Origin of the sequence: Gordonia jinghuaiqii (assembly GCF_014041935.1) — a bacterium.
Classification (GTDB): Bacteria; Actinomycetota; Actinomycetes; order Mycobacteriales; family Mycobacteriaceae; genus Gordonia; species Gordonia jinghuaiqii.
On sequence record NZ_CP059491.1, the window covers coordinates 4,460,371 to 4,484,883 of the forward strand.

Genomic DNA, 24,513 nt, shown 5'->3' on the forward strand with positions numbered 1-24,513 from the left:
GCGGTCTCACACACCGACACGCATGGGCAGCGACTTCAATCCGCGCAGCGACAACGTCGCCTTGTATCGCAGATCGGTATCGGGCACGGTCACCTCGAGCGTGGAGAACCGATCGAGCAGGGTGCGCAACGCGACCCGGGCCTCGAGGCGGGCGAGGTGATGGCCGAGGCAGTAGTGCGCACCGAACGCGAATGACATGTGCTTGTTCGGCGAGCGGGTCAGGTCGAGGGATTCCGGGTCGTCGTAGATCTCCTTGTCCCGGTTGGCCGAGATGATCATGCCGACCACCTGACTGCCCCTGGGGATGTGTGCGCCGGCGAACTCGAGGTCCTTGATGGCGATGCGCGGCGCCGCGCACGCCACCGGGGTCGTGTAGCGCAGCAGTTCCTCGATCGCGGTCGGCCACAGGGCCTCGTCGTCGCGTAGCGCGGTCAGCTGATCCGGGTTGTGCACCAGCGCCAGCATGCTGCTGCCGATCATGTTCGACGTCGTGTCGTGTCCGGCCAGCAGCAACAGGAAGATCATGCCCAGCACTTCACGGTCGGTCAGCCGGTCGCCGTCCTCGCGGGCCTCGACGATCGCGGTGATGACGTTGTCGGCGGGGTTGGCGCGCGCCTCGTCGGCGAGGTGCTGGATGAACTTGAGCAACTTGTTCGCCACCGGCATCCTGCGGATCATGCCGATCGGCCCGCCACCGGAGTCCTCGGTCATCCGGTTGACGAGCTGGTGGAACTCGGCCCGGTCGGCGTCGTTGACCCCCAGCATCGAGGAGATGACACGCAGCGGCAGTTCGACGGCGAAGTCATTGACGAGGTCGACGTCCTTCTTGCGTTCGAGTCCGTCGGCGAGTTCGGTGGCGATCGAGGTGACCTGGTCGGACAGGCCGGCGATCATCTTGGGCGTGAAGGCCTTGTGCACCAGGGTCCGCAGTCGCTTGTGTTCGGGATCGTCCTTGAACACCATCGTCTCGCCGAGCAGTTTGAGGGTCTGCGGGAGCATCCAGTTGAACCGCGCCGCACCGCCGTAGCGCATCGAGTCGGTGGAGAACCGCTCGTCGGTGTGCAGGTTCACCACGTCGGCGTGCCGGGTGACCATGAATCCGGTGCCGCGCACCATCATCGGCGCCTTGACCCGCGACACCGGCTCGTTCTCGCGCAGGTAGGCGTAGCGCGGGTACGGGTTGTAGTACATCACCGGATCGGCCAGGTTGGTCACCGACATCGTCGGGGTTGCGACGCTGGTCATGGATGTTCGCCTTTCGTTGCGATGAGGTGGGGCCTGCGACCGCACCTCGCAGAACGGTCTCGTCTCGCTGATCGGTCGTCTCGAGCACTGGTCGCCAGGTGCGCGGTCCGACTGGCGTCCCCACGCATCGCTCCCCGCATTCGGCTCCCCCTGTCTTGGTTTCAATAGTACATTGAGTTGTATGATTGTCACCACATTCGAGGAATTGGCGTACCCTACGACACCGACCACGGGAGTCGTTCTGTGACTGACGAACTCATCGAATCGAGCACACCGCGAGGCATCTCCGAACCGCTCGTCGCCATCGAGTACGAGCTCTCCGACGACCACGTTGCGACCATCACCCTCAACCGGCCGGAGGCCCTGAACTCCTTCAACGACCGGATGGCCACGGAGATCGAGTGGGCCTGGCGCACCATCCGCGACGACGACGCCGTTCACGCCGTGGTGATCCAGGCCAACGGCGACCGCGCCTTCTGCACCGGCGCCGACATCAAGGGCGGGACGTCGTGGTTCGCCAAGGACAATGTGTGGAACACCTTCGATCCCGGGGTCACCCTGTCGCCGAAGATCCACCACCGGGTGTGGAAGCCGGTGGTGGCCGCCGTTCACGGGATGGCCGCGGGTGGCGCCCAGTATTTCCTCAACGAATCCGACATCATCATCGCCTCCGACGACGCGGAGTTCTTCGACCCGCACGCCAACGGTGGCATCGTCTCCGCGCTCGAGCCGATAGGCATGCTCAACCGCGGAGTCCCCCTCGGCGACGTGCTGCGTTGGGCGCTCATGGGTACCGAGGAGCGCATCACCGCCGAGACCGCGCTGCGCCTCGGGCTGGTCACCGAGGTCGTCGAACGCGACCGCTTACGGACGCGCGCACACGAGATCGCGGCCTCGATCGCCGCCCGCAACCCCGTCGCGGTCCAGGGCACGGTGCGCGCCATCTGGGAATCCCTCGACCTCACGCGCAGCGCCGCGCTGCAGAACGGGATGGCCTACACCCACATCGGCAACCAGCCCGCCGACGTCCGCCGGGCCCAACCACGCCGCAACAACCCGCCCACGTACCGGTGAAAACCGCCCTGGTGACTCATACATTTAACTGATACAACTATTTGATAGTGCTGGCCCGCAGCAACGACGGAGGTAGACGTGGAACACCCGTGGGACCGTCGACTCGGGATCTGGTGGATCGCCGAGGATCATCCCGATCAACCGGCCATCGTCGCCTCACCGAGCGGGCGCACCCTGACCTTCGGCGAACTGGCACGATGCGCCCACCGGCTGGCGCACGCACTTCGCGCCCACGGCATCGGGGCAGGCGACATCGTCGCCTACGCGCTGCCCAACGACGTCGACGCCGTGGTGTGGCAACTGGCGTGCGCCGAGACCGGGATTCGTTATCTCGCACTGAATCCCGCCCTCTCGCAGACGGAATTCATCGACATCCTCCGTCACTCGGGGGCGGCGGCGGCTGCCGTCCATCCCGACTTCGCCGAGAGGATGAGCGCGGCCGGCGAGGTGGAGACGCTCCGGTTGGCCGTGTCTGTCGGCGGCCCGATCCCCGGGTTCCTGCCCTACGACGACCTGATCGCGCGGGCGCCCGACACGATGCCCGAGGACCGCGTCCTGGGCGGGGCGATCTCGTACTCCTCGGGTACCACCGGCAAGCCCAAGGCCGTGATGCGGCCGCTCCCGGCACTCGATCCGTCAGCCGCCGCGAACGCCATGTCGACCTTCGGGCGGGCATTCCGGTTCCTGCCGTTCGACGGCGTGCACCTGGTCTCCACCGGGATGAATCACGGCGGCTGTCAGGGCTTCTATCTCGGCGCGCTCAACGTCGGCCAGGCACTCGCGATCGGCGGCAGGTTCGACCCCGAAGACACCTTGCGGATGATCGAGGAGCATCGCGTCACCACCGCCTACATGGTGCCCACACAATTCGTCCGACTGCTACGCCTGCCCGAGTCGGTACGCAGTCGTTACGACGTGTCGAGCCTGGCGGTCGTGGCGCACTCGGCGGCACCGTGTCCGCTCGAGGTGAAGAAGCAGATGTTCGACTGGTGGGGTCCGGTGATCTGGGAGACCTACGGGGGCATGGAGGGTGCCGCGACGATCGCGAAACCCCACCGCTGGCTGGAGAAACCGGGAACCGTCGGGCGCGCGGTGGCAGGCATGGCCATCCGCATCCTCGACGACGACGGCAACGAACTCCCGGCCGGGGAGATCGGGAACGTCTACCTGGAATCGGCGACGTCGACCTTCGAATACCGGGGCGATCCGGAGACCACCCGCTCGGCCTTCCGCGGGCGGTCGTTCACCATCGGTGACATCGGGTACCTCGACGACGACGGTTACCTGTTCATCTGCGACCGTGCCAAGGACATGATCATCAGCGGCGGGGTCAACATCTACCCGGCCGAGATCGAAGGCGTGCTGTCGGCGCACCCGGACGTGGCCGACGCCGCGGTGATCGGCGTCCCGGACCCGGAGTGGGGTGAGCAGGTGAAAGCTCTCGTGGTGCCGGCCGATCCGTCCCGGGAGACCGACTCACTCGACACCGCGCTCATCGCCTGGTGCCGTGAGCGACTCGCGAGCTACAAATGTCCGCGCAGCGTCGAGTTCCGGGACACCCTCCCGCGCACCGAAACCGGAAAACTCCTCAAACGCACTCTCCGCGACGAGTTCTGGACCGCCAGCGGTCGGCACGTCTGACCCCGAAGGGAACAACAACACATGAGTGACACCACCTCCGTCACCTCACCGCCGGATCCGACGACCGGACCGGCAACCGGCAACGCCGTACCCATCGTCGACTACCTGGTACTCGGCGACACCCCCCATCTGATCGCCCACGAGTGCACCTCCTGCGCGGCGAGGTATTTCGACCACCGCAACGCATGCGCGTCGTGCTTCGGCACGGACTTCATCGATGTCGACGTGCCGACCACCGGCACCCTGCGGACGTTCACCATCGTCTCCTTCGCCGCGCCGGGCGTACCGGTGCCCTTCGTGGCCGGCGTCGTGGATTGTGGCGGAACCTTTGTGCGCGGCAACGTGATCAACACCGATCCGACACCGGAGAACGTCACCCTGGGCATGCCCCTGAGACTCGCGACCCACGTGGTCGGCGTCGACGACAACGGCACCGAGGCAATCGGGTTCGGGTTCGAGCCCACTCACAACGAGAACACGGGGGAATCGGTCTGATGTCGGAGAACGTCTGGATTCTGGGAATCCACATGACCAAGTTCGGCAAGCACCTCGACCGCGACGTCGTCGACCTGGGGGCCGAGGCGTCCCTGGCGGCGATCGCCGATGCGGGGGTCACGATGTCGGACATCGACGTGCTGACCGCGGGAAACATCATGGCGCCGCCCGGATTCGGGCAAGCCCTTCAGAAGCAGATCGGCCAGACCGGGATTCCGGTCTACAACGTCAGCAACGCGTGCGCGACCGGAGCCACCGCGTTGCGGACGGCCGTCATGGCGATCAAAGCAGGCGAGGCACGCTACGCACTGGCCGTCGGGGTCGAGAAACTGGCCGGCGCCGGACTCCTCGGCTCACGACCGAAGCCGTCGGCGGCCAACGAGTGGACGCCGCAGGGCCGCTTCGGCGCCGTGACCGGACTCGACGGACGCGTCGGCACCGAGGCGATGCCCGGGGTCTTCGCCCAGGTGGGTATGGAGTACCTGCACACCGCCGACTACTCCGGCGTCCCGCTCGACCTGTTCGCCCGCATCGCCGAGAAGAACCATGAGCACTCGACATTGAATCCGCTTGCCGCATACACCAAGAGCATGTCGGCCGAGCAGATCAAGAACGACGTGATGATCGCGTACCCCAACACACGATCGATGTGTTCGGCCAACTGTGACGGCGCCGCCGCCGCCGTGCTGGTCAGCGACGCCGAACTCGCGAAGCTGTCGCTCGGGCAGCGTCGTCGTGCGGTGAAGATCTCCGCGTCGGTGCTGACATCCGACCCCTGGCAAGAGGCCTGCCAGATCCTCCCCGACGTCAACACCCTCACCCGCCGGGCCGCTGAGCAGGCCTACGAGCTGGCCGGGATCGGTCCCTCGGATCTCGACCTGGTGGAGCTGCACGACTGTTTCGCCACCGCCGAGCTGGTCCACTACGACAATCTCGGGCTCTGCGAACCCGGCGGCGCGGTGGACTTCTTCGAGAGCGGTGCGACCTGGCGCGACGGGTCCACCCCCGTCAACGTCTCCGGTGGCCTCGAGTCCAAGGGACATCCGATCTCCGCGACCGGTATCGCGAATGTCTGGGAGATCTGCCATCACCTGCGCGGTGAGGCCGGCGACCGCCAGATCGACGGCGCACGTGTCGGTTTGGCCCACGTCATCGGCCTCGGATCGGCGTGCGGCATCCACGTGCTGGAGCGTTCGGCCGCCTGAGACCCCGATTCTGGTCGAACGGTCACCGACACCGAGCGACGTGATGTCTAATAGTCAAAAGAGTTAACCCGTTCACTCGGAGCGCAAGGAGCCACCGATGTCAGCTCGGCTAGCAGGGAAAGTAGCGTTCGTCACCGGCGTCGCACGCGGACAGGGCCGCAGCCACGCGATCCGGCTCGCCGAGGAGGGCGCCGACATCATCGGTGTCGACCTACCCCGTCCGGTGGAGAACATGACGTACCCGCTCGCGACCCAAGAAGATCTCGACGAGACGGTGAGGCTCGTCGAGAAGACCGGGCGCTCGATCGTGGTGCGCACCGCCGATGTCCGCGATCGGCCGGCCCTCGACGAGGCCGTCGCCGCGGGGGTCGAGGAGTTCGGACACCTCGACGTCGTCGTCGCCAACGCCGGCGTGTGTCCTCTCGGGCAGACACCGCCGAACACGTTCCTCGACGTCGTCGACGTCAACCTCGTCGGCGTCCTCAACACGTTCAACGCCGCCTACCCGCATCTGCGCGACGGGGCATCGCTGATCGGCATCGGGTCGGTCGCCGGCCTGACGCCCGGCAGCGTCGACAATCCGGCCACCGGCCCCGGCGGCGCGGGTTACGGCTTCTCCAAACGCGCCATCGCCCAGCTCGTCCACGACTTCGCCATACTCGTGGCGTCTCGCGGAATCCGCGTCAACGCGGTGCATCCGACGAACGTGGACACCGACATGTTGCAGAACGACGGAATGTACCGGATGTTCCGGCCCGATCTCGAGTCGCCGGGCAAAGAGGATGCGGCACTGGCCTTCCCGGTGCTCAACGCCATTCCGGTCCCCTGGGTCGATCCCGTCGACGTCAGCAACGCCATCGTCTACCTGGCCTCGGACGAGTCGCGGTTCGTCACCGGCTCCCAGCTGAAGGTGGACGCGGGTGCGATCGCAAAGGCGTTGCCGCTCTGATCCGTCGCCGAGGAATGTGAGGATGCCGGGCGGGAGAACAGGGAGTGATGACGATGCGGAACAACGGTAGGGCGAGCGACATCGTCGTGGGACCCGCCATCGCCCCCGGAGGTGTCGCGGCGACTGTCGCCGAGGCCTTGTCCCTCGTCGATGCGGGCGACGACGTGTTCGTCGCCGCTCCGGCAAGCGCCGACGATCCGCGCGGGCTCTACGGCGGCCGTCTGACCGCGCAGGCCCTGCGGGCAGCCGCGCTGACCATCCCCGACGGGCGTCTCGCCCACTCCTTGCACTGTTACTTCCTCGTCCCCGGTGACGCCACCAAACCCATCACCTTCACCGTCAGTCGCGAACGCGACGGCGGCCGGTACTCGGTGCGGCGCGTCGTGGCACACCAGGACGGCGTCGACATCCTGCATCTGGCGGCGTCGTTCCAGCGTGACCAGCCCGGTGCCGACTACCAGGCCGAGGACATGCCGGCCACCGAGCCGCCACACGCGCTCACGCCGGTCCCCCAGGACCCGCGCATGCTCGACCTCGACGTCCGAGTCCCCCACGATGGCGACCTCTATCACCGCTGGCCCACCCGATTGTGGATCCGGATCACCGAACCCCTCGCCGACGACCCGAACCTCCGCATCTGCGGCCTGGTGTTCATCTCCGACATGTGCACCGGACTGTCGAAGGCACCGATGGTCAAGCAGGTGGGCATCCTGCCCAGCATCGACCACAGCGTGTGGGTCCACCGCCCCGGCGACCCCAACCGGTGGATGCTGATGGACCTCGCACCGGAATCCACGTCGTCCGGCCGGGGTCTGTACACCGGCCGGATCTACGACGAGGGACAGGTGTTGCTGGCGAATCTGGCCCAGGAGTCCCTGTTCCGGAAGCGCGTCTCCTCACACAACGGGCACCCGCGGCCCTGACGCCGAGGGCACAGAGTGAGGGGAGGCGTATCGGAATCCGATACGCCTCCCCTCATTCTGTGGACGGCCTCAGCCCTGCGCGGTGATCCGATCCATCTCGTGGTGGAGGATGCCCTCACGATCGTCTGCCGGCGGCGCGGGGAGTTCGACCGGCGCCGAGCGGGTGGGTAGCAGTACCACCGCCGTGGCGGGTGAGGTCACGGCACCGCGCTGGTTCTCACAGTGGAGTTCGACGTGGACCTCGGCCCGTCCGTCCACCTGACGCTTGTCGACGACGTGGCCCTTCAACCAGGTGGTGTCACCCATGTAGTTGAAGCCGCGGTGTTGCACGGACAGCTTCCACAGCCACCCGTCGTCGCCCATCCAATCGGTCAACAGGTGGGTCAGCCACGTCTCGCGCATGGCGCCGTAGTCATACGACGTCGGGATGCCGAGCTCGCGGGCGCGTTCGGGTTCCCAGTGCAGCCGCTGGACGGTGTCGGGGATGTTCAGCGCATTCGGCGGGTACAGCCCCGGCGCCTTCTTACGCACCTTGTAGGCGTGCCCGAATGCGCCGTTCGGCGTCAGCTGCATACCCCAGCCGACGTGCCACACGACGACGTCGGTGGTGACCAGCGGACCCTTCACCCTGGTCTGCAACTCCTCACCGACCTCGACGTCCTCCCAGTATCGCGGTTGCGCACCGCGAGTCTCCTCGGCGTCGTAGGCGGCGTCGATCTCGGCGAGCTGCTCCGGCGTGTACGGCGACGGCTCGTGGACTTCCTTCTTCCGCTCCTTCGACGCCGTGCGCTCGGCATTGATCCACGTCCCACGGCGGATCACGCACGGTTCGCCGCGGGCGTTGTCGTAGATGAAGGCCCGCGTGACGTGGGCCGACCGTCCGCCGAAGCTGCTGGTCTTCGGAACCACGCCCACCTGGGATCGCAGACAGTTCAGCCGATCCCCCACGGTGAGCGGACGCCACCACTCGAACTCCATCACCGCCTGATAGGACCCCAGTCCGGCGAACGGATCGCCCCGGAACAACGCCTTGGTCTCCGCATCCGGCTTCGGCGCGGCATCCTCGCCCATCGTGTAGTGAAAGGCCGGCGGCGCGATCAATCCGCCCCAGCGGGTGGACGTTCCGTACTCGGGGTCACAGAACAGCGGATTGTCGTCGCCGTAGGCCTGGGCGAAGTGACGGACACCGTCCGGAGTCACCTCGTAGTTGTGCGGGGCGTGCGGAATGCGCTCGGGCACGCCGTTACGCAGGCGACTCCGCTCGATGGCCTCGTCGGTGAGCACGCCAAAGGCTCTGTCGGCCAGGGTCATCGATTGTTCCGTTCGGCGGTGAGGGATCGTCGGATCTCGATGAGGCGATTGAGCCGGCGCTCGCCGACCGCCACCGCGTCCGCGTCGCCGGCACTCCTCGAGGCCTCGACGCGTTTCCGTTCGGCTGCGATCTCGTCGTCGAGAAGCACTCCCGCACCATCGCGTGTGAGCAGGTCCTGATCCGTCCAGTCCGCCGCGGCGATCTGGTCGACGGGTTCGGGTGGTATCGGGCCCGCATGGTCGCCCACCGGGTCAGCCATCCGTCCGCGGGAACCGGAACAGCTTGCGGGCGTTGAGTTCCACCATCTTGTGGACCTCGTCGTCGGGGACGTTCCGCATCGCTTCGGCGACCACCTTACGGCTGTTGGGCCAGTTGGAGTCGCTGTGCGGGTAGTCGCATTCCCAGGTGATGTTGTCGATTCCGACCGCGTGCCGGTTGTCGATACCGTGCTGGTCCTCGATGAAGCATCCGAAGATGTGTTCGCGGAACAGATCCGACGGCCGGACGGTCTGGTTGATGTTCTGGTAGTAGCGGTGCTTCTCCCAGGTCAGGTCGATGCGCTCGAGCATGTAGGGCACCCAGCCGATGCCGCCCTCACTCAGGGCGAACTTGAGCTTCGGATGGTTGTGGAACACCGGCGAGAAGAGCAGGTCGGCGGTGGCGTACATCGAGTTGCAGCCGAACAGCGCGATCATCACGGCCATCGGCGCCTCCGGTGCGGTGATCGGCGGCTTGCCCGACGTACCGAAGTGGATCGACAGCACCTGACCGGTCTCCTCGCAGGCCGAGAAGACCCCGTCCCAGTGATCGGTGTGGAACGACGGCAACCCGAGAGGAACCGGATTCTCGACGAACGCGATGGCACGCGAACCCTTTTCCGCGGTGCGATGGATCTCGGCGATACACAGGTCGGTGTCCCACAACGGCAGGATGACCATCGGGATGTAGCGGTCGGGCGCAGTCGGGCACCATTCGTCGAGAAGGTAGTCGTTCCAGGCCTGGACGCAGGCGTGGGCGAGTTCTTTGTCCTCCCCCTCGAGGAACACGGTGCCGGCGAAGCGCGGGAAAGACGGGAAGCACAGAGCCGCGTGGACTCCGTCGACGTCCATGTCCGCGATCCGGGCCTTCGGGTCGTAGCACCCGGGCAGCATGTCGTCGTAGCGCACCGGTTCGGCGCCGTACTCCTGGGGCTTCTTGCCGGCCACCGCGTTGAGTCCGATGTAGGGATAGATGCGGTCCTCGTAACGCCAGACCTGGGCGGGCGGACGGCCCGGGCGGAGTTCCTTCTCGATGATGTTGGGCCCGGCCTCGAGAAACTTGGCCGGGAGCCGATCCGTCCACAACTTCGGATGTTCGATCAGATGGTCATCGGTCGAGATCAGCTGCATGTGATCCTGTAACGGCATTGCATCTCCTCGCTATCGGCCGCCCGGGCGCCGGGGCGCACCGAGGCGGCTCACAGCACTCGAAACCGTGCTGCGCCACAGAATTCATCGTGGCACGTGGCCACCACGGGACACAAGGGCAACAGCACAATGAGTTATCTGTTTTACGGAGTCTCTCAAACGAGACTAAATCAGTTAACTCTATGCTAGCGTCCGCTCTGTGACTGCCGACCACATCGCCAGCGAGATCACCGCCGACACCCCGTTCACGCCCGACGACGACACCTACCACGTGCCGGGCACCGACGACCCGTACTGGGTGGAGACCAACTGGTGGTCGTTCAACGTGCCACAACGCCACATCGGCGGCTGGTTGCACGCCCGCTACGACGTCAACCGACGAACCGTCACCTGGCGCGTGTTCGTCTGGGACCCGAGCGGCGCCGACCTCGGTCGCATCGCTTACTACCGCAACGCGACCGACAAGCCGATGCCCGAGGACCCCGATCTGCGCGACATCACGTTTCCGCACGGCGGATTCTCGGTGAAGATGATCGAACCGCTGACGCGTTACCACATCAGCTACTCCGATCCGGCAAACGACTTCTCGATCTCGTTCGAGCACAGAGCCGTTCACCCGCCCCGGCGGTTCACCCCGGGCGAACCGCCCGCGATGTTCAGCCCCCACCTCGACCAACTGGGACATCAGGTCGGTGAACTGGTCCTGCGCGGAGAGTCGATCCCGATAGACTCCTACTCCATCCGTGACCGCACCTGGGGACCGCGCGGCGGACACCACATGCAGAGCAAGAAACCCGAATATCTGCGCGGCGAGTACAAGGTTCTCCATCCCGGCGGACCGCGGTGGCGCGAGATCGAGCGCGAGCGCGGACGCGGACGCATCCAGTACATCTTCGGCCACTCCGGTCCCGAGACCGGGTTCCTCGGGTTCATCCGACCGCAGGACGGCGACGCGCAGGGCTGGTCCCCGATGAATCACGGCTGGCTGCTGCGCGACGGACAGTTCGAGCGCCTCGACAAGACCATGTCGCGCATGCGGAACTTCCGTGACCCGCAGACGGGGTGGAGCTCCCACATGCAGGTCGACCTCACCGACCTGACGGGGCGTTCGATGACCGCGGAGGGATTCTCGGTGAGCCACATGTGCGAGGGCGGGCTCGGCAGCAACGCACTGATGCGCTGGGAGTTCGACGGCGAGATCGGCTGGGGCGAGGACCAGGACGGCTGGAAGCGCTCACACTGGGTCAAGATGATGAACGCCCTGCGCGCCACCGGCACCCACGAGAAGGAGTCCTGACATGGCCGAGACCGCGGACACGGCCGGAGCCCCGTTCGACGGCGTCCGCGTCGTCGAGATCGCCGCGTGGACCTTTGTGCCCGGTGCCGGCGCCATCTTGGCCGACCTCGGCGCCGACGTCATCAAGGTCGAACCCCCGACCGGCGACCCGCAGCGCAACCTGCAGAACGCACTGAACCGCACAGAGGGTGCCCCGAACCCGTTCCTCGAGGTCCCCAATCGCGGAAAGCGCAGCATCACACTCGATCTCACCACCGAGGCCGGACACGATCTTCTCCTGCGACTGGTCGAGAAGGCCGATGTCGTCCTCACCAGCTACCTACCGAAGCAACGGACCAAGCTCCGCGTCGACGTCGACGACCTCCTCGCGGTCAACCCCCGGCTGGTCTACATCCGCGGCACCGGCTGGGGCAGCAAGGGCGCGAAGACCGATGTCGGCGGATTCGACGCCGCGGCCGCCTGGTCGGCCGGTGGCACCATGCACAAGCTCACCCCGCCCGGCGCCGACCGTCCGACGATGCAACCCGCGGCCTATTACGACCTGCAGGGGTCGAGCGCGATCGCCGGAGCTGTCGGCATGGCGCTGTTCCGCCGCGAACGCACCGGCAAGGGCGGCGTCGTCGACGTCTCGCTTCTCAACACCGGCATGTGGCCGCTGAGCCCGGATCTGACGGCGGCGCCCTACATCGGGGAGATGCCGCGCCAGAACCGGACGGACTCGCCGAACCCGATCGTCAACGCCTACCGCACCAAGGACGACCGGTGGATCAACCTGGTCTGCCTTCAGGCACAACGCTTCTGGGGCGAACTGTGCGCGCTGATCGATCGCGTCGACCTGATCGTCGACGAGCGATTCGCCGACGACCTCGCCCGCTACACCAACCGCGGCGAGTGCATCGCCGAGCTGGACAAAGCCTTTGCCGAACACACCCTCGACGAGTGGCGCCACATCCTGGCCGACTTCTCCGGCGTGTGGGCCGCCGCCGCGACCGTCGCCGAACTCCACGACGACACACAGGTCCTCGACAACGGATACCTTCCCGAGGTGGCACGCGACGACGGCTCGAGCTTCCGGCTCGTCGCACCGCCCTACCACTTCGACGGTGAACCCACGACGCCTCGCGGAACCGCGCCGCGGCTCGGGCAGCACACCGAGGAGATCCTCCTCGAGGCCGGCCTGAGCACCGAGCAGATCACCACGCACCGCGAGAGCGGCGCGCTCGGCTGACGGGCGTGTCAGCGTCCGGTCCAGCGGGGCGCGCGTCGTTCGGCGAATGCCGCCGGACCCTCTTTCGCGTCCTGCGACGCGAACACCGGATCGGTGTACTCGAGCTGTCGTGCGAAGGCCTCGTCGTCGGACCACAATCGCGACTCGGTGGCGAGCGCCTTGCTCGCGCGTACTGCCAGCGGCGCGTTGACTGCGATGACCGCCGCGAGTTCGCGGGCCACCGACAGGGCCTCACCATCCGGGCAGACCCGGTTGATCAACCCGAATCTCTCCAACGCCGCCGCAGACATCGGTTCGCCGGTCAGCAACAGTTCGAGCGCCACCGCCTTCGGGAGCACGCGGGGCACGCGGATGGCTCCGCCGGCTCGCGCGATCAGGCCGCGTTTGACCTCGGGCAGTCCGAATCTCGCCCCCTCGCCGGCGACCACGAGGTCCGCGGCGAGGACCATCTCGAACCCGCCGCCCAGCGCCCAGCCCTCGACAGCGGCGATGAGCGGTTTGCGCGGCGGTGCCTGCACCAGACCGCCGAAGCCGCGACCTTCCACGAGGGGACGTTCGCCCAGCTGAAAACGCTTGAGATCCATACCCGCACAGAACGTCGTGGGGCCGCCGGTGAAGATCCCGACCGCCAGATCGGGGTCGGCATCGAGCCGGATCAGGGCCGCGGCGATCTGTTCGGCGGCGCTCTTGGTCATGGCGTTGCGCTGCTCGGGCCGGTTGAGGGTGATGACCAGGACGCCCGAACGGGTCTCGGTCAGCACCTCCTGCGGGCCGGTCATCGTGGCGCCATCCGGATCGAACCGTCCAGACGGATCGTCTCTCCGTTGACGTAGGGGTTCCGCAACAACGACAACGCCATGTCGGCGTAGTCGCCGGGCGCTCCGAGCCGCTTCGGGAACGGCACCGACGCCGCCAGTCCCTCTCGGATATCGGACCGCAGGCGCGCCAGCATCGGGGTGTCGAAGGTTCCCGGCGCGATCGTGTTGACCCGGATGCCCACCGACGCCAGGTCTCGAGCGGCGACCAGGGTGATGCCGTGGATGGCTGCCTTCGACGCCGTGTACGAGGTCTGGCCGATCTGCCCGTCGAAGGCCGCGACCGACGCGGTGAGCACGATCGCGCCGCGCTCGGTGTCCACCGGCTCCGTCGTGGCGATCCGCTCCGCGGCGAGACGGAGAACGTTGTAGGTGCCGATCAGGTTGATCTCCAGCACATCCCGGAAGCTCTGCAGAGGTGCCGCCGCTCCCTGGCGGTCGAGGATGCGCAGCCGGTCACCCCCGCGTCCCGCGCAGTGGACGACACCCCGCAGGGGACCATGCGCGGCCGTGTGGTCCAGGGCCTCGCGCACACTGTCCTCGTCGGTGATGTCCACCGGTGCGAAAACTGCTGCCTCACCGAGGCGTTCGGACACGGACTCTCCCGCCGAGGACGGCAGATCGACGATGACGACGCGCCCGCCGGCGTCGACGATCGCGGTCGCCGTGGCCTCGCCGAGCCCCGAGGCGCCGCCGGTGACCAGGAAGGTGTTCCCGCTCAGTCTCATCAGCTCGTCGCCCCGTTCTGTGGCACCGGTCCGGCGATGTCGCGGCCGATGATCTCCTTCATGATCTCGGTCGTCCCCCCGACGATCGTCTGTACCCGCGCGTCGGCGTAGGCCCGCGAGATCGGGTACTCGTCCATGTACCCGTAGCCGCCGTGCATCTGCAGGCAGCCGTTGATGATCCGGTTCTGCAGTTCGGTGGTCCACCATTTGGCCTTGGCGCCGAGCGTGGCGTCGAACTCTCCGGCGTTCAGCGCGTGGACCCCCTGCTCGAGGAACGCACGGGTGATGTCCACCTCGGTGGTCATCTCGGCAAGCCGGAACCTGGTGTTCTGGAAGTCGATGACACGCTTGCCGAATGCCTTGCGCTCACGGGTGTAGCCGACCGTCCAGTCGAGGGCCGCCTCGGCGGCGCTCAGCGCCCGCCAGGCGATGGACAGCCGTTCCAGTGGCAGCTGTGCGGTGAGGTGGGCGAACCCCCGTCCCTCTTCGCCCACCAGATTGGTTGCCGGTACCCGGACGTCGGCGAAGGAGATCTCCGCGGTGTCCTGCGCGTGCAATCCCAGTTTGCGTAGCTTGCGGCCGCGCTCGAATCCCGGCACGTCGGTGGGGACGAGGATCAGCGAGAGCTGCGGCCGTCCTTCCCTGGTTCCGGTCCGGGCCGCGGTCAGCACCACGTCGGAGGAGAACCCGCTGGTGATGAAGGTCTTCGCGCCGTTGATGACCCAGTCGTCGCCGTCGCGGACCGCGGTCGTCCTCATCCCGCGGAGGTCGCTGCCGATCGCGGGTTCGGACATCGCGATCGAGGTGACCACCTCACCCTTCGACATCGCCGGAAGCCAGCGTCGTTTCTGCTCCTCGGTTCCCAGTTCGGTGATGTACGAACCGACGATGTCCTCGTTGATCGACAGTCCCGAACCCAGTGCCGCCGCGCCGACCCTGGCGAGTTCCTCGTGGACGACGCACCGGAACCGATAGTCGGTGACACCTCCGCCGCCGTACTCCTCGGGGAATCGGATACCCAGGATGCCCAGCTCCCCTGCGCTTTTCCACACCTCGCGGCCGGTGGACCGGGCCTCCTCCCAGGCGTCGAGGTTCGGGGTCACGTCGCGGGCGACGAAATCACGCACGACCTCTCGAAAAGCCGCGTGGTCGGACTCGTAGAACGGTGTGGGCACAGCGGTTCCTCCCGAAGTTCGGTGACGCAAGTTCGGTGAAGCCAGTTCGGTGAAGCCAGGTGTGGGTCAGTCGACGAGCTCGTAGAGGGTGGCGTTCGCCGTGCCCCCGCCTTCACAGATCGCCTGCAGGCCGAATCTGATCCCCTTGTCACGCATGTGGTGGATCAGCCGGGTCGTGAGGATCGCGCCCGACGCGCCGAGAGGGTGACCCACGGCGATGGCGCCGCCGAGCGGGTTGAGGCGGTCCGGATCGGCGCCGAGCTCCGCCAGCCACGCGAGCGGCACCGGGGCGAAGGCCTCGTTGATCTCGACGGCACCGATGTCGTCGATCGACAGACCGGTGCGGGCGAGGAGCTTCTGCGTCGCGGGGATGGGGCCGGTCAGCATCAGCACCGGATCATCTCCCACCACCGATCCCGCGACGATGCGCGCGATGGGTGTCAGTCCGAGTTCGGCTGCTCGCGCCGAGGTCATGATGACCACCCCGGCGGCACCGTCGGAGATCTGGGAGGCATTGCCCGCGTGGATGACTCCGTCGTCGCGGAACGACGGTTTCAGAGCGGCCAGCTTCTCCGGCGTCGTTCCTCTGCGGAGCCCTTCGTCGACGCCGAGGGTCCCGTCCGCGGTGTCGACGGGCACAACCTGGGTGTCGAAGGCGCCACTGTCGATGGCCGCGGCGGCGAGTTCATGGGAGCGTGAGGCGTACTCGTCGAGCACGAGCCGCGAGAGTCCCCATTTCTCGGCGATGAGTTCGGCACCGAAGCCCTGATTCAGCTCATCGGTCTGATATCGGTCGAGAACTGTTTGCCCGTAGGGGAATCCCGTCTGCCGTGCGGCGCCGAGCGGTACCCGCGACATGGTCTCGACTCCGCCGGCGACGACGATCTCATGCGCTCCGGCGATCACCGCGTGCGCGGCGGATTCGATCGCCTGCTGACCCGAACCGCACGCCCGGTTGATCGTCGCGGCCGGCACCGAATCCGGCCAGCCGGCGGCGAGCACGGCGAACCGGCCGATGTTGCTGGACTGATCGCCGAGCTGGGTCACGCATCCCCACAAGACGTCGTCCACCATCTGGGGGTCGATCCCGGTGCGGGACATCAACTCGTTCAACACCACCGCGGACAGATCAGCTGCGTGCACGCCCGCGAGGGAGCCGTTGCGCTTGCCGATGGGTGTCCGGACCGCCTCGACGATCACCGCGTCGCGCGGAGTACTCGTCTCGCCGTATCTCACGTCGCGTTCTCCTAGTCGCTGGCCGGTAGCGGCTTGGCGTCCTTCAGGACGAGCGGGGTGGTGCCGATGCCCAGCGTGCCCGCACCGGGCTTCGTCACGAGCACCTCCAGTCCCGGCGCGGCATCGGAGGTGTACCGCTTGCCGAGCTGGGTGCCGGTGTCGAGCCCGGGTGCGATGTCGGCTCCCGACCGTTCGTCCCCGACCGGGATCACCGGCTCCCCACCGCAGGTCAGCTCGACTTCCGCGGCCGGCGGGGTGATCACGATGATCTCGGTGTCGCAGACCTGGCTGCGCAGGCGGGTTCCTGGTTTGAACGTCATGACTTCTCCTGTGTTCATCTCGAGTACTGCTCCACCAGGCGCCGCCGCAGCACCTTACCGGTGGCGGTCTGGGGCAGCTCGTCGGCCCAGATGACCTCGTCGGGCGTCCTCGAACCACGCAGCTTGTCCCGAACATGCTGTCGCACCGAGTCTTCGGAGATCTCGGCTCCGGGGTCGCGCACGATCACCGCCACCAGCCGCTGGCCCCACTCCTCGTCGGGGAGGCCGATCACCGCGGTCTCGCGCACCGCCGGATGTGTCAGCAACACGTCTTCGATCTCGGCGGGACCGATGTTCTCCCCGCCCCGGATGATGGTGTCGTCGGCGCGGCCGTCGATGAACAGGTATCCCTCGTCGTCCACCCACGCCTGATCGTTCGTCGGGAACCAGCCGTCGGCATCCAGGACGGACCCGATTCCGAGGTAGGACCCCGACACCTGTGCGCCGCGCACGAACAGCGAGCCGACTTCGCCTGCGCCGAGCGGTTTTCCATCCGCGTCGCGGATCTCGATCTCCATACCGGGCACGGGGCGACCGACGCTTTCCAGGCGACGGCGGATGTACGGTTCATCGGAGGCGATCGCGGCGGCGTGGTCGTCGGGTCCGAGCAGGGCAAGCGTCGAGCTCGTCTCGGTCAGTCCGTAGGCGTTGCAGAAGCCTGCATCGGGGAAGGCGCGCATGGCGCGTTCGAGTACGGGCCGCGGCAGGCGTGCACCGCCGTAGGAGATCAGTCGCAACGACGGTGCCTCGGCGATGCCCCCGGCAAGTGTGTCCACGATGCGTGCCAGCATCGTCGGGACCACCGTCGCCGACGAGATCGATTCGCGTGCAACGATGTCGAGCCATTCGCGGGAGTCGAAATCGGGTAGGTGCACCACACGGCGGCCGCCGTAGAAGTTGGTGAGCGTGGCCCCCACCGCGGCCACGTGATAGGGCGGAACGGTGATCAGCGCGGCCTCGTCGGGGTCGGCGCCGGCGAAGTCGACGGTGGCGAACACGTAGGCCTGGAGGTTCTCGTGCCGCAGCGGCACGACCTTGGGCTTCGACGTCGTGCCGCTCGTGTGGAGCAGGACCGCGGGTGCGTCGTCGGCGACGTCGACGGGCGGCCGCGGCTGCGCCGTCCGCGCCGCGGCGAGGAAATCCTCGAGGTCGAGCACCCGGTCGCGGCCGGCGACGAGATCGCGATACCGCGCCTCGACGACGATGAGCGGGTGGTCGAAATCGTCGATCAACTCGGCCAGCACCGAGGAGCCGAGCCGGTAGTTGACCGGGACGAACGGCACGCCGGCGCAGGCCGCGGCGAAGAACGACTGCGGGTAGCCGGGGCCGTTGCGGCCCAGGTAGATGACCTCCGACGGCGACTGCTCGACGATGACCGAGGCGCCACCGCGCGCGGTGCGGACGACGTCGGCGTGGGTCAGGCCCGTCGAGGCCTTCCCGAGCGCGACCCGATCGCCCAGTCCGGATTCCACCATGTCGAGGAGGAGGCCGACTCCCATGATTCCCACCCATCCACGTGAGGTTCAGCGCAGCGGCGAGCCACGCACGATTCATCGTAGATGATTCAGTGAAATCAGTTACACCATTCGGGTGATTGCCCCGGCGGCTCAGTTGAAGAGGTCGACCACGGACTCGGTCGCGAACCGCCCCCACAGCATCTTCTTGGCGGCCGAGTTCATGTGCCGGCGCCAGTGCGCCTCGGCGGCGTCGGCATCGCCGGCGTCGACGAGGGTGACGAGCCTGCGGAACGCCCGGATCGTCTTCTTGAACTGCGTCGCGACCTCGTCGGTGTCGGTCGTCCGCGACACCACCCGTGACATGTGGGTCGCGACGACATCGGCGAGGACGCGGCCGATCAGCCCGATCGCCTGGTTGCCCGCACGCTCGAGGATGAGATCGTGGAAGCGGAACGCGGTCGTCGACCACTTGTCGAGGTCGGCCGATTCCGCACCGGCGTCGACGAGGACCGCGAGCTCGTCGATGACCGCGGTGAGGTCTTTGATGTCGTCCTCGGAGCGGCGCGAGGCGAGCATCCGCACCGCGGCGGGCTCGATCACCATGCGCGCCTCATAGAGGTCGGAGAGCGTGGTGTTCTGGATCTGGAGGAGAAGTCCGACATAGCGCGCCGCGACCGAGACGTCCGGCGAGACCACCTGGACGCCACCGCGCGAACCGCGTCGGACGACGATCAGCGACTCGTTCTCGAGGATGCGGAACGCCTCACGCAGGGTGGGCCGCGAAACGTCGAACCGCTTCCCCAGCACCGTTTCCGGCGGAAGCATGTCACCGGGCTTCAGAATCCCCCGCACGATCTGGCCACGGAGTTGTTGCGCGATGAGTTCAGCGGTTTTGGGGACCTGAATCCGCTGGGGCAATCCGTCCTCGTCGAACGAGTTGTTGGTCAATTCCCACACCTTCCGACCGCCCAGTCAGCGAGCTGGTCCAGCCTAGCACCCGGCCGTGTCCGGCCATCGTTTCGCCGAAACCGACATGAAAATGAACACACCCATTGTACGGTTGAATCATCTAACTCATCTAGTGATCGCCGGTCGGCGCAAGGGAGGTACCGACGCGATGTCGGATGTACACACGGGGCACATGCGAACCGGACAGCTCTTCATCGACGGCAAGTGGGTCGACGGCCACGGCGATGAGACGATCACCGTGATCAATCCCGCCACCGAGACAGTGATCGGGACGGTACCGCAGGCAACGGTCGCCGACGTCGATGATGCTGTCGCCGCGGCACGCACCGCCTTCGACGACGGCCCGTGGCCCCAGATGTCGGTACGCGAACGAGGCGTCGTGCTGCGCCGGATGGCGGAGGAGTTCCAACGTCGACGCGCCGAGCTGGTCGACCTCAGCATCGCCGAGGCAGGCTCCACTCGCGCGCTCGCCGAGTACTTGCAGGTGGGCACACCCATCGACCACTTCCTCGATCTCGTCGACCGGGTACTGCCGTCCTTCGATTTCGAGACACCGCTGCCCCCGATGGTCGGCAACGGCATCGGCCAGGGCTACGTCGTCCGTGAACCGTTCGGCGTCGCCGCGCTCATCACGCCGTTCAACTTCCCGCTCTTCCTCAACCTGTGCAAGGTCGCGCCGGCGCTCGCCGCCGGATGCACCGCCGTCCTGAAGTGTTCGCCCTACACGCCCTTCGAGGCGCTGGTCGTCGGCGAGGTCGCCGAGGCGGCCGGTCTGCCGCCCGGCGTGCTCAACATCATCACCGGCGATGTCGCCGCGGGTGAGGCGCTGACCACCCATCCCGGCGTCGACCTCGTCAGCTTCACCGGCAGCGACACGGTGGGCGCGAAAGTGTATGGCCAAGGCGCACAGTCGCTGAAGAAGGTGGTGTTGGAACTCGGCGGCAAGTCGGCGAACATCCTGCTCGACGACACCGACCTGGACAAGGTGATGCAGAGCGTGCTCGGGGGCTTCATCACCCACGCCGGACAAGGGTGCGCGCTGATGACGCGCATCCTCGTCCACGAGTCGCTCCACGACGAGCTCGTCGGTCGCGTCAAGATGGCGCTGGATTATGTCCCCGTGGGCGACCCGGCCGATCCGGCCATCGCGATGGGGCCGCTGATCCGCGAGGCACAGCGCGCCCGGGTGGAGGAGCTGATCCGCGTCGGCCAGGAAGAAGGCGCCCAGATCGCCTACGGCGGTGGACGGCCCGCCGGCCTCGACAAGGGATTCTTCGTCGAACCGACACTGTTCGTCGGTGTCGACAACCGGATGAAGATCGCCCAGAGTGAGATCTTCGGCCCCGTCGGAGTGGTCATCCCCTTCACCGACGACGCCGAGGCCGTCCGGATCGCCAACGACAGCCCGTACGGACTTTCCGGCGGCGTCTGGTCGTCCGACCCCGTACGCGCGCATGGCATTGCGCGCAAACTCCGCACCGGCATGGTCGTCGTCAACGGCGGCGGAGGCGGACTGATGCCCGACGGGCCGTTCGGAGGTTACAAACACAGCGGCATCGGGCGCGAGTTCGGCGCACACGGGCTGTCAGAGTATCTGCAACACAAGACCATCCAATGGTCGGCGGCACGATGAAGCTCGTCGTCGATCAGGACGGGTGCGGTGGCCACGGACGCTGCGTCGCCGTCGCCCCCGACCTGTTCGACCTCGACGACGACGGAGTGAGCTCTCCGATCACCGAGGAGATCGGAACCGACCAGCAGGCCGCCGCGGAAGAGGCCATCGCCAATTGTCCGCAGAGCGCGATCCGAATCGTATGAGACCGACCACCGGTCATCGGGAGGACTGAGAATCACATGTCGAGTTCACTTGGGGAGAAACCCGATTCGGGTTCGGTCGGGCAATCCTCGCCCGATGACACGGGAACGGTCACCGTGGCCAGGGAGTCACCGCCGATCGTGTGGCTCGCCCGCCTGGGCGCGGTCTTCGTCGCCGTCCAGGCCTACGTTTTCATCCGCTGGATCTTCTCCGACTCGTTCTCCCCGATCCCGACGGGACCCGACGAGGTGCCCACACACACGCTGGTGATCATCCGGGCGTCGGAGGTCATCTGCATCGTCGGCGTGATCGCGTCGATCGTCTGGCTCGTGCATCGCACCCGCAAGGACGGGCAGTTCCCCACCCTGGGCGTCTTCATGATGGGCTGGCTGCTCACCTGCTGGCAGGACGTGGGCGTCAACGCCGTGGTTCCGGTGTTCTCGTACAACTCGGCGTTCCTCAACATGGGCACCTGGGGCGAGTTCGTGCCGGGCTGGGTCAGCAAGGGCCCGGAGACCCCGGCGCCGATCCTCTACGAGCTGGCCGACTACATGCTGTTCCTGCCGCTGGCCGTCGTCGGCATCGACAAGCTGGTGAAGGCCGCGCGTGCGCGATGGCCGCGACTCAACAAGGCCGGCATCATCGTGGCCCTGCTCCTGATCTTCCTGGTCCTGGACACCGCCTCCGAGCAGTTCCTGCAGCGCCAGGGACTGTGGTCGTACCTCCGGGTCAACGACACCTGGTCGATCTTCACCGGCACGCTCAACCAGTTCCCCTTGTACGAGGGCATCGTCTTCGGCTCGGTGGTGATGGTGGCGTCGATGTCGATGTATCTGTTCCGCCGCAAGGGCGACCAGCTGATCACCGACGCCGGCATCGAGCGACTCAAGATCACCCGCGGAGTGGCCGTCGTGCGCGTCCTGGCGTTCTCGGCGGTGATGAACGTGATCCTCGCCGTGTTCTTCCTCGGCTTCAACCTGGTGAACATGCACGCCGACGTCGCACCTGCCGAAGCGCCGAGCTACCTGCATCAGAACATGTGTGGGCTCGCCGAGAACCCGCCCTGCCCGCATCTCAGGTAGCCCGTGACGACCCTGCGGGGCGACGGGAGGCTGTCAGGGCTGGTCGCCCGCCGCCACCGGCCGGTCCGGATCCGATGACCACTGCGAGAAGGAGCCGGGGAACAGTGTCGCGTCGATGCCCGCGATCGCGAGCGCGGCGATCTGATGGGCCGCGTTGATCCCGGACCCGCAGTAGACCACCACATCGCCGGCCTCGGCGTCGACTCCGAGGCCGGCGAAGCGGCGTCGTAGGTCGTCCGCGGTCCGGAACCGTCCGGTTGCGTCGATGTTGTCCGCGGTCGGTGCACTCACCGCGCCGGGAATGTGACCCGCGCGCGGATCGACCGGCTCGACGTCACCGCGATACCGCTCGGTGGCACGCGCGTCGAGGAGATGAGCCGGACCCGAGGCGACGTCGTCGATCGTCGCCACCGGCAGACGATCCGGGGTCAGGGTCACGCGACCCGCACGCGGGGTGCCGCCGTCGCCCGTCGTCGTCCGCAGTCCCTCGCCGCGCCAGGCCGCGAGTCCGCCGTCGAGCAGGCGGACATCGGCGACCCCGGCCCACCGAAGCAACCACCACGCGCGGGCTGCGGCCAGGTTGCCCGAGTCGTCGTAGACCACCACCGGGACGCCGTCGTTGATCCCCCATCGTCGCGCTGCCTCTTGCAGGTCTGCCGGCGCGGGCAACGGGTGGCGACCACCGACCGGCCCCGACGGAGGCGCGGCGAGTTCGGTGTCGAGGTCGACGTAGACCGCCCCGGGGATATGGCCTTCGCGATAGGCCGCGCGACCGTCGAAGTCACCGAGCTGCCACCGCACGTCCAGGACCACGGGCGGCGTGCCGAGCAGCATCTCGGCCAGGTCGAGCGGGCTGATCAGGACATCGCGCATGGCCGCGAGGGTACCAACGACGCCCGATGGAACAATGGGGACCGATCCCGCCCGACCCGGGCGTCGAACGTTTCACAACAATCAAGGGGTCCCCGCGTGGCGCTGTTTCCTGCGGTCGTCTTCGGCCTGCTCACCTTCTGGCTGCATCGCCGGCTGGTCCGCGCGACCGCGCTGGCCCGGCCGTGGTCGATCGTGGTCGACATCGTCCTGGTGGGGATGTGGGCACTCGCGCTCATCGGGTTCGCGTCCGGACGCGCGCTGGACCCGTCGTGGGCGCGGCCGGTCGGGACGATCGGCCTGATCTGGCTCGCGACCTTCTTCTACCTGTTCCTCGGCTTGGCGATCATCGGTCTGATCTCGTTCGGTGCGCACCTGATCCGCTGGGCGCGACGCCGCCTCGGTGGTGTGCAGGACACGCCCCAGCTCGCCGGACGCCGCCTACGACGGATTCGGATCGCCACCTCGACCGTGGTCGTGGTGGCACTCGCGGTCACCGGCTACGGAGTGTGGGAGGCCTCGCGCCCGCAGGTGGTCGAGGTCAGCGCCACCCTCGATGATCTACCCGAGCAGTTCGACGGCCTGCGCATCGCCGTGGTGTCCGACCTCCATGTCGGCCCGGCGCGCGACGCGTCGTTCACCCGCGGCGTCGTCGACAAGATCAATGAGCAGCACCCGGACCTGGTGGTCCTCGTCGGCGACCTCACCGACGGCACCATCCCGCACGTCCGCGACACCCTCGCACCTCTCGCCGACCTGAAGGCACCGCTGGGCGTCTTCGGGGTCAGCGGCAACCACGAGTACTACGCCGACGACGGCGGACGGTGGCTCGACGTCTGGGAGGAATACGGGGTGCGCACGCTGAGAAACTCCCGCGTCCCGCTCGAGCGCAACGGTGCCACCATCGAGCTCGCCGGGGTCTACGACGCCACCGCACCGGAGCCGTACGAGCCGGATCTGCCTGCCGCGCTTGCCGGTTCCTCGCCCGACGACTTCGTGCTCCTGCTCGCGCATCAGCCCAAGCAAGCCGTCGAAGCGTCCGACCTCGGCGTCGACCTGCAGTTCTCGGGCCACACCCATGGCGGCCAGCTCTGGCCGATCCGCTATCTCGTCCCGCTGCAACAGCCGTCGGTCATCGGTCTGGACGAGGTCGGCGACACCACGCTGTACACGACCCGCGGCGCCGGGGCCTGGGGCCCGCCCGTGCGCGTCCTCGCGCCGCCGGAGATCACGATTCTCACGCTCGGCTCCGCCGGCTGACACACGACTT

24 protein-coding genes are annotated in these 24,513 nt (G+C 67.3%); 12 read left to right on the forward strand and 12 right to left on the reverse strand.

Annotated features, from left to right (window positions below; all coding sequences use genetic code 11):
- Window positions 1–6 precede the first annotated feature (6 nt).
- Entirely contained in the window at window positions 7–1,245 is a 1,239-nt protein-coding gene (locus tag H1R19_RS19855) for a cytochrome P450 family protein (RefSeq protein WP_219849906.1), read from the reverse strand.
- Between the two features lie 243 nt (window positions 1,246–1,488).
- On the opposite strand from H1R19_RS19855, the gene H1R19_RS19860 reads away from it, so the two are divergent.
- The 6 genes from H1R19_RS19860 (at window position 1,489) to H1R19_RS19885 (ending at window position 7,532) form a co-directional block, all read left to right on the forward strand.
- Window positions 1,489–2,319, forward strand: coding sequence for an enoyl-CoA hydratase/isomerase family protein (locus H1R19_RS19860; RefSeq protein ID WP_244970773.1), 831 nt, complete (start codon window positions 1,489–1,491; stop codon window positions 2,317–2,319).
- A gap of 78 nt (window positions 2,320–2,397) precedes the next feature.
- Window positions 2,398–3,960, forward strand: a complete 1,563-nt coding sequence (locus H1R19_RS19865; protein WP_219849908.1) for an AMP-binding protein — start codon at window positions 2,398–2,400, stop codon at window positions 3,958–3,960.
- A 21-nt stretch (window positions 3,961–3,981) separates the two neighbouring features.
- Window positions 3,982–4,455 carry a Zn-ribbon domain-containing OB-fold protein gene (locus tag H1R19_RS19870; RefSeq protein WP_188331313.1) on the forward strand — a complete coding sequence of 158 codons (474 nt, stop codon included), beginning with the start codon at window positions 3,982–3,984 and terminating at the stop codon, window positions 4,453–4,455.
- Complete coding sequence (locus tag H1R19_RS19875) at window positions 4,455–5,660, forward strand: thiolase family protein (protein WP_188331314.1); 1,206 nt, start codon at window positions 4,455–4,457, stop codon at window positions 5,658–5,660. Before H1R19_RS19870 ends, H1R19_RS19875 begins: the two co-directional genes overlap by 1 nt.
- A gap of 97 nt (window positions 5,661–5,757) precedes the next feature.
- Window positions 5,758–6,609, forward strand: a complete 852-nt coding sequence (locus H1R19_RS19880) for a mycofactocin-coupled SDR family oxidoreductase (protein WP_188331315.1) — start codon at window positions 5,758–5,760, stop codon at window positions 6,607–6,609.
- A 53-nt stretch (window positions 6,610–6,662) separates the two neighbouring features.
- Complete coding sequence (locus H1R19_RS19885; protein ID WP_188331316.1) at window positions 6,663–7,532, forward strand: acyl-CoA thioesterase; 870 nt, start codon at window positions 6,663–6,665, stop codon at window positions 7,530–7,532.
- Between the two features lie 69 nt (window positions 7,533–7,601).
- Here the strand turns inward: H1R19_RS19885 and H1R19_RS19890 are convergent, their stop codons facing one another.
- From H1R19_RS19890 to H1R19_RS19900, 3 genes are read right to left on the reverse strand one after another with little or no spacing between them, the layout of a single operon-like run.
- On the reverse strand, window positions 7,602–8,843 hold the full coding sequence (locus tag H1R19_RS19890) for an FAS1-like dehydratase domain-containing protein (RefSeq protein WP_219849910.1): 1,242 nt from the start codon (window positions 8,841–8,843) through the stop codon (window positions 7,602–7,604).
- On the reverse strand, window positions 8,840–9,103 hold the full coding sequence (locus tag H1R19_RS19895) for a hypothetical protein (protein ID WP_219849912.1): 264 nt from the start codon (window positions 9,101–9,103) through the stop codon (window positions 8,840–8,842). The genes H1R19_RS19890 and H1R19_RS19895 overlap by 4 nt, the downstream gene beginning before the upstream one ends.
- Window positions 9,096–10,250 carry an amidohydrolase family protein gene (locus H1R19_RS19900; protein ID WP_219849914.1) on the reverse strand — a complete coding sequence of 385 codons (1,155 nt, stop codon included), beginning with the start codon at window positions 10,248–10,250 and terminating at the stop codon, window positions 9,096–9,098. The genes H1R19_RS19895 and H1R19_RS19900 overlap by 8 nt, the downstream gene beginning before the upstream one ends.
- 199 nt (window positions 10,251–10,449) lie before the next feature.
- Between H1R19_RS19900 and H1R19_RS19905 the strand changes: the two genes are divergently transcribed.
- Together H1R19_RS19905 and H1R19_RS19910 are read left to right on the forward strand one after the other, a co-directional pair.
- Window positions 10,450–11,547, forward strand: a complete 1,098-nt coding sequence (locus H1R19_RS19905; protein WP_188331320.1) for a DUF7065 domain-containing protein — start codon at window positions 10,450–10,452, stop codon at window positions 11,545–11,547.
- 1 nt (window position 11,548) lies between these two features.
- On the forward strand, window positions 11,549–12,775 hold the full coding sequence (locus H1R19_RS19910; protein WP_188331321.1) for a CaiB/BaiF CoA transferase family protein: 1,227 nt from the start codon (window positions 11,549–11,551) through the stop codon (window positions 12,773–12,775).
- Between the two features lie 8 nt (window positions 12,776–12,783).
- Here the strand turns inward: H1R19_RS19910 and H1R19_RS19915 are convergent, their stop codons facing one another.
- The 7 genes from H1R19_RS19915 to H1R19_RS19945 form a co-directional block, all read right to left on the reverse strand.
- A complete protein-coding gene (locus H1R19_RS19915; RefSeq protein ID WP_188331322.1) occupies window positions 12,784–13,554 on the reverse strand; it encodes a crotonase/enoyl-CoA hydratase family protein in 771 nt (256 codons plus the stop codon).
- Window positions 13,551–14,318, reverse strand: coding sequence for an SDR family NAD(P)-dependent oxidoreductase (locus tag H1R19_RS19920; protein WP_188331323.1), 768 nt, complete (start codon window positions 14,316–14,318; stop codon window positions 13,551–13,553). The genes H1R19_RS19915 and H1R19_RS19920 overlap by 4 nt, the downstream gene beginning before the upstream one ends.
- On the reverse strand, window positions 14,318–15,493 hold the full coding sequence (locus tag H1R19_RS19925; protein ID WP_219849916.1) for an acyl-CoA dehydrogenase family protein: 1,176 nt from the start codon (window positions 15,491–15,493) through the stop codon (window positions 14,318–14,320). The genes H1R19_RS19920 and H1R19_RS19925 overlap by 1 nt, the downstream gene beginning before the upstream one ends.
- A gap of 66 nt (window positions 15,494–15,559) precedes the next feature.
- The gene (locus H1R19_RS19930) at window positions 15,560–16,729 is read right to left on the reverse strand and encodes a thiolase family protein (protein ID WP_219849918.1); all 1,170 of its coding nucleotides are present in this window, start codon (window positions 16,727–16,729) and stop codon (window positions 15,560–15,562) included.
- 11 nt (window positions 16,730–16,740) lie between these two features.
- The gene (locus tag H1R19_RS19935; protein WP_188331326.1) at window positions 16,741–17,049 is read right to left on the reverse strand and encodes a hypothetical protein; all 309 of its coding nucleotides are present in this window, start codon (window positions 17,047–17,049) and stop codon (window positions 16,741–16,743) included.
- 14 nt (window positions 17,050–17,063) lie between these two features.
- Entirely contained in the window at window positions 17,064–18,548 is a 1,485-nt protein-coding gene (locus H1R19_RS19940) for a class I adenylate-forming enzyme family protein (protein WP_219849920.1), read from the reverse strand.
- A 108-nt stretch (window positions 18,549–18,656) separates the two neighbouring features.
- The gene (locus H1R19_RS19945) at window positions 18,657–19,463 is read right to left on the reverse strand and encodes a FadR/GntR family transcriptional regulator (protein WP_219849922.1); all 807 of its coding nucleotides are present in this window, start codon (window positions 19,461–19,463) and stop codon (window positions 18,657–18,659) included.
- Between the two features lie 184 nt (window positions 19,464–19,647).
- Here H1R19_RS19945 and H1R19_RS19950 point away from each other — a divergent pair, with 184 nt between their 5' ends.
- From H1R19_RS19950 to H1R19_RS19960, 3 genes are read left to right on the forward strand one after another with little or no spacing between them, the layout of a single operon-like run.
- Entirely contained in the window at window positions 19,648–21,108 is a 1,461-nt protein-coding gene (locus tag H1R19_RS19950; RefSeq protein ID WP_219849924.1) for an aldehyde dehydrogenase family protein, read from the forward strand.
- A complete protein-coding gene (locus H1R19_RS19955; RefSeq protein ID WP_188331436.1) occupies window positions 21,105–21,293 on the forward strand; it encodes a ferredoxin in 189 nt (62 codons plus the stop codon). Before H1R19_RS19950 ends, H1R19_RS19955 begins: the two co-directional genes overlap by 4 nt.
- Window positions 21,294–21,329: 36 nt before the next feature.
- Window positions 21,330–22,373 (forward strand): spirocyclase AveC family protein, encoded by a 1,044-nt coding sequence (locus tag H1R19_RS19960; RefSeq protein ID WP_188331330.1) that lies wholly within the window; start codon window positions 21,330–21,332, stop codon window positions 22,371–22,373.
- Between the two features lie 33 nt (window positions 22,374–22,406).
- Here H1R19_RS19960 and H1R19_RS19965 read toward each other — a convergent pair whose 3' ends face one another.
- Window positions 22,407–23,246 carry a sulfurtransferase gene (locus tag H1R19_RS19965; protein WP_219849926.1) on the reverse strand — a complete coding sequence of 280 codons (840 nt, stop codon included), beginning with the start codon at window positions 23,244–23,246 and terminating at the stop codon, window positions 22,407–22,409.
- A gap of 96 nt (window positions 23,247–23,342) precedes the next feature.
- On the opposite strand from H1R19_RS19965, the gene H1R19_RS19970 reads away from it, so the two are divergent.
- The gene (locus H1R19_RS19970) at window positions 23,343–24,503 is read left to right on the forward strand and encodes a metallophosphoesterase (RefSeq protein ID WP_188331332.1); all 1,161 of its coding nucleotides are present in this window, start codon (window positions 23,343–23,345) and stop codon (window positions 24,501–24,503) included.
- Window positions 24,504–24,513 lie beyond the last annotated feature (10 nt).

What these genes read in the sequence shown, in the direction of transcription:
- H1R19_RS19900 (WP_219849914.1), bottom strand. Translation starts at nt 10,250, where the DNA reads ATGCCGTTACAGGATCACATGCAGCTGATCTCGACCGATGACCATCTG.
- H1R19_RS19940 (WP_219849920.1), bottom strand. Translation starts at nt 18,548, where the DNA reads ATGGGAGTCGGCCTCCTCCTCGACATGGTGGAATCCGGACTGGGCGAT.
- H1R19_RS19955 (WP_188331436.1), top strand. Translation starts at nt 21,105, where the DNA reads ATGAAGCTCGTCGTCGATCAGGACGGGTGCGGTGGCCACGGACGCTGC.
- H1R19_RS19875 (WP_188331314.1), top strand. Translation starts at nt 4,455, where the DNA reads ATGTCGGAGAACGTCTGGATTCTGGGAATCCACATGACCAAGTTCGGC.
- H1R19_RS19890 (WP_219849910.1), bottom strand. Translation starts at nt 8,843, where the DNA reads ATGACCCTGGCCGACAGAGCCTTTGGCGTGCTCACCGACGAGGCCATC.
- H1R19_RS19885 (WP_188331316.1), top strand. Translation starts at nt 6,663, where the DNA reads ATGCGGAACAACGGTAGGGCGAGCGACATCGTCGTGGGACCCGCCATC.
- H1R19_RS19920 (WP_188331323.1), bottom strand. Translation starts at nt 14,318, where the DNA reads ATGAGACTGAGCGGGAACACCTTCCTGGTCACCGGCGGCGCCTCGGGG.
- H1R19_RS19870 (WP_188331313.1), top strand. Translation starts at nt 3,982, where the DNA reads ATGAGTGACACCACCTCCGTCACCTCACCGCCGGATCCGACGACCGGA.
- H1R19_RS19855 (WP_219849906.1), bottom strand. Translation starts at nt 1,245, where the DNA reads ATGACCAGCGTCGCAACCCCGACGATGTCGGTGACCAACCTGGCCGAT.
- H1R19_RS19880 (WP_188331315.1), top strand. Translation starts at nt 5,758, where the DNA reads ATGTCAGCTCGGCTAGCAGGGAAAGTAGCGTTCGTCACCGGCGTCGCA.
- H1R19_RS19895 (WP_219849912.1), bottom strand. Translation starts at nt 9,103, where the DNA reads ATGGCTGACCCGGTGGGCGACCATGCGGGCCCGATACCACCCGAACCC.
- H1R19_RS19965 (WP_219849926.1), bottom strand. Translation starts at nt 23,246, where the DNA reads ATGCGCGATGTCCTGATCAGCCCGCTCGACCTGGCCGAGATGCTGCTC.
- H1R19_RS19910 (WP_188331321.1), top strand. Translation starts at nt 11,549, where the DNA reads ATGGCCGAGACCGCGGACACGGCCGGAGCCCCGTTCGACGGCGTCCGC.
- H1R19_RS19950 (WP_219849924.1), top strand. Translation starts at nt 19,648, where the DNA reads ATGCGAACCGGACAGCTCTTCATCGACGGCAAGTGGGTCGACGGCCAC.
- H1R19_RS19935 (WP_188331326.1), bottom strand. Translation starts at nt 17,049, where the DNA reads ATGACGTTCAAACCAGGAACCCGCCTGCGCAGCCAGGTCTGCGACACC.
- H1R19_RS19915 (WP_188331322.1), bottom strand. Translation starts at nt 13,554, where the DNA reads ATGACCGGCCCGCAGGAGGTGCTGACCGAGACCCGTTCGGGCGTCCTG.
- H1R19_RS19960 (WP_188331330.1), top strand. Translation starts at nt 21,330, where the DNA reads ATGTCGAGTTCACTTGGGGAGAAACCCGATTCGGGTTCGGTCGGGCAA.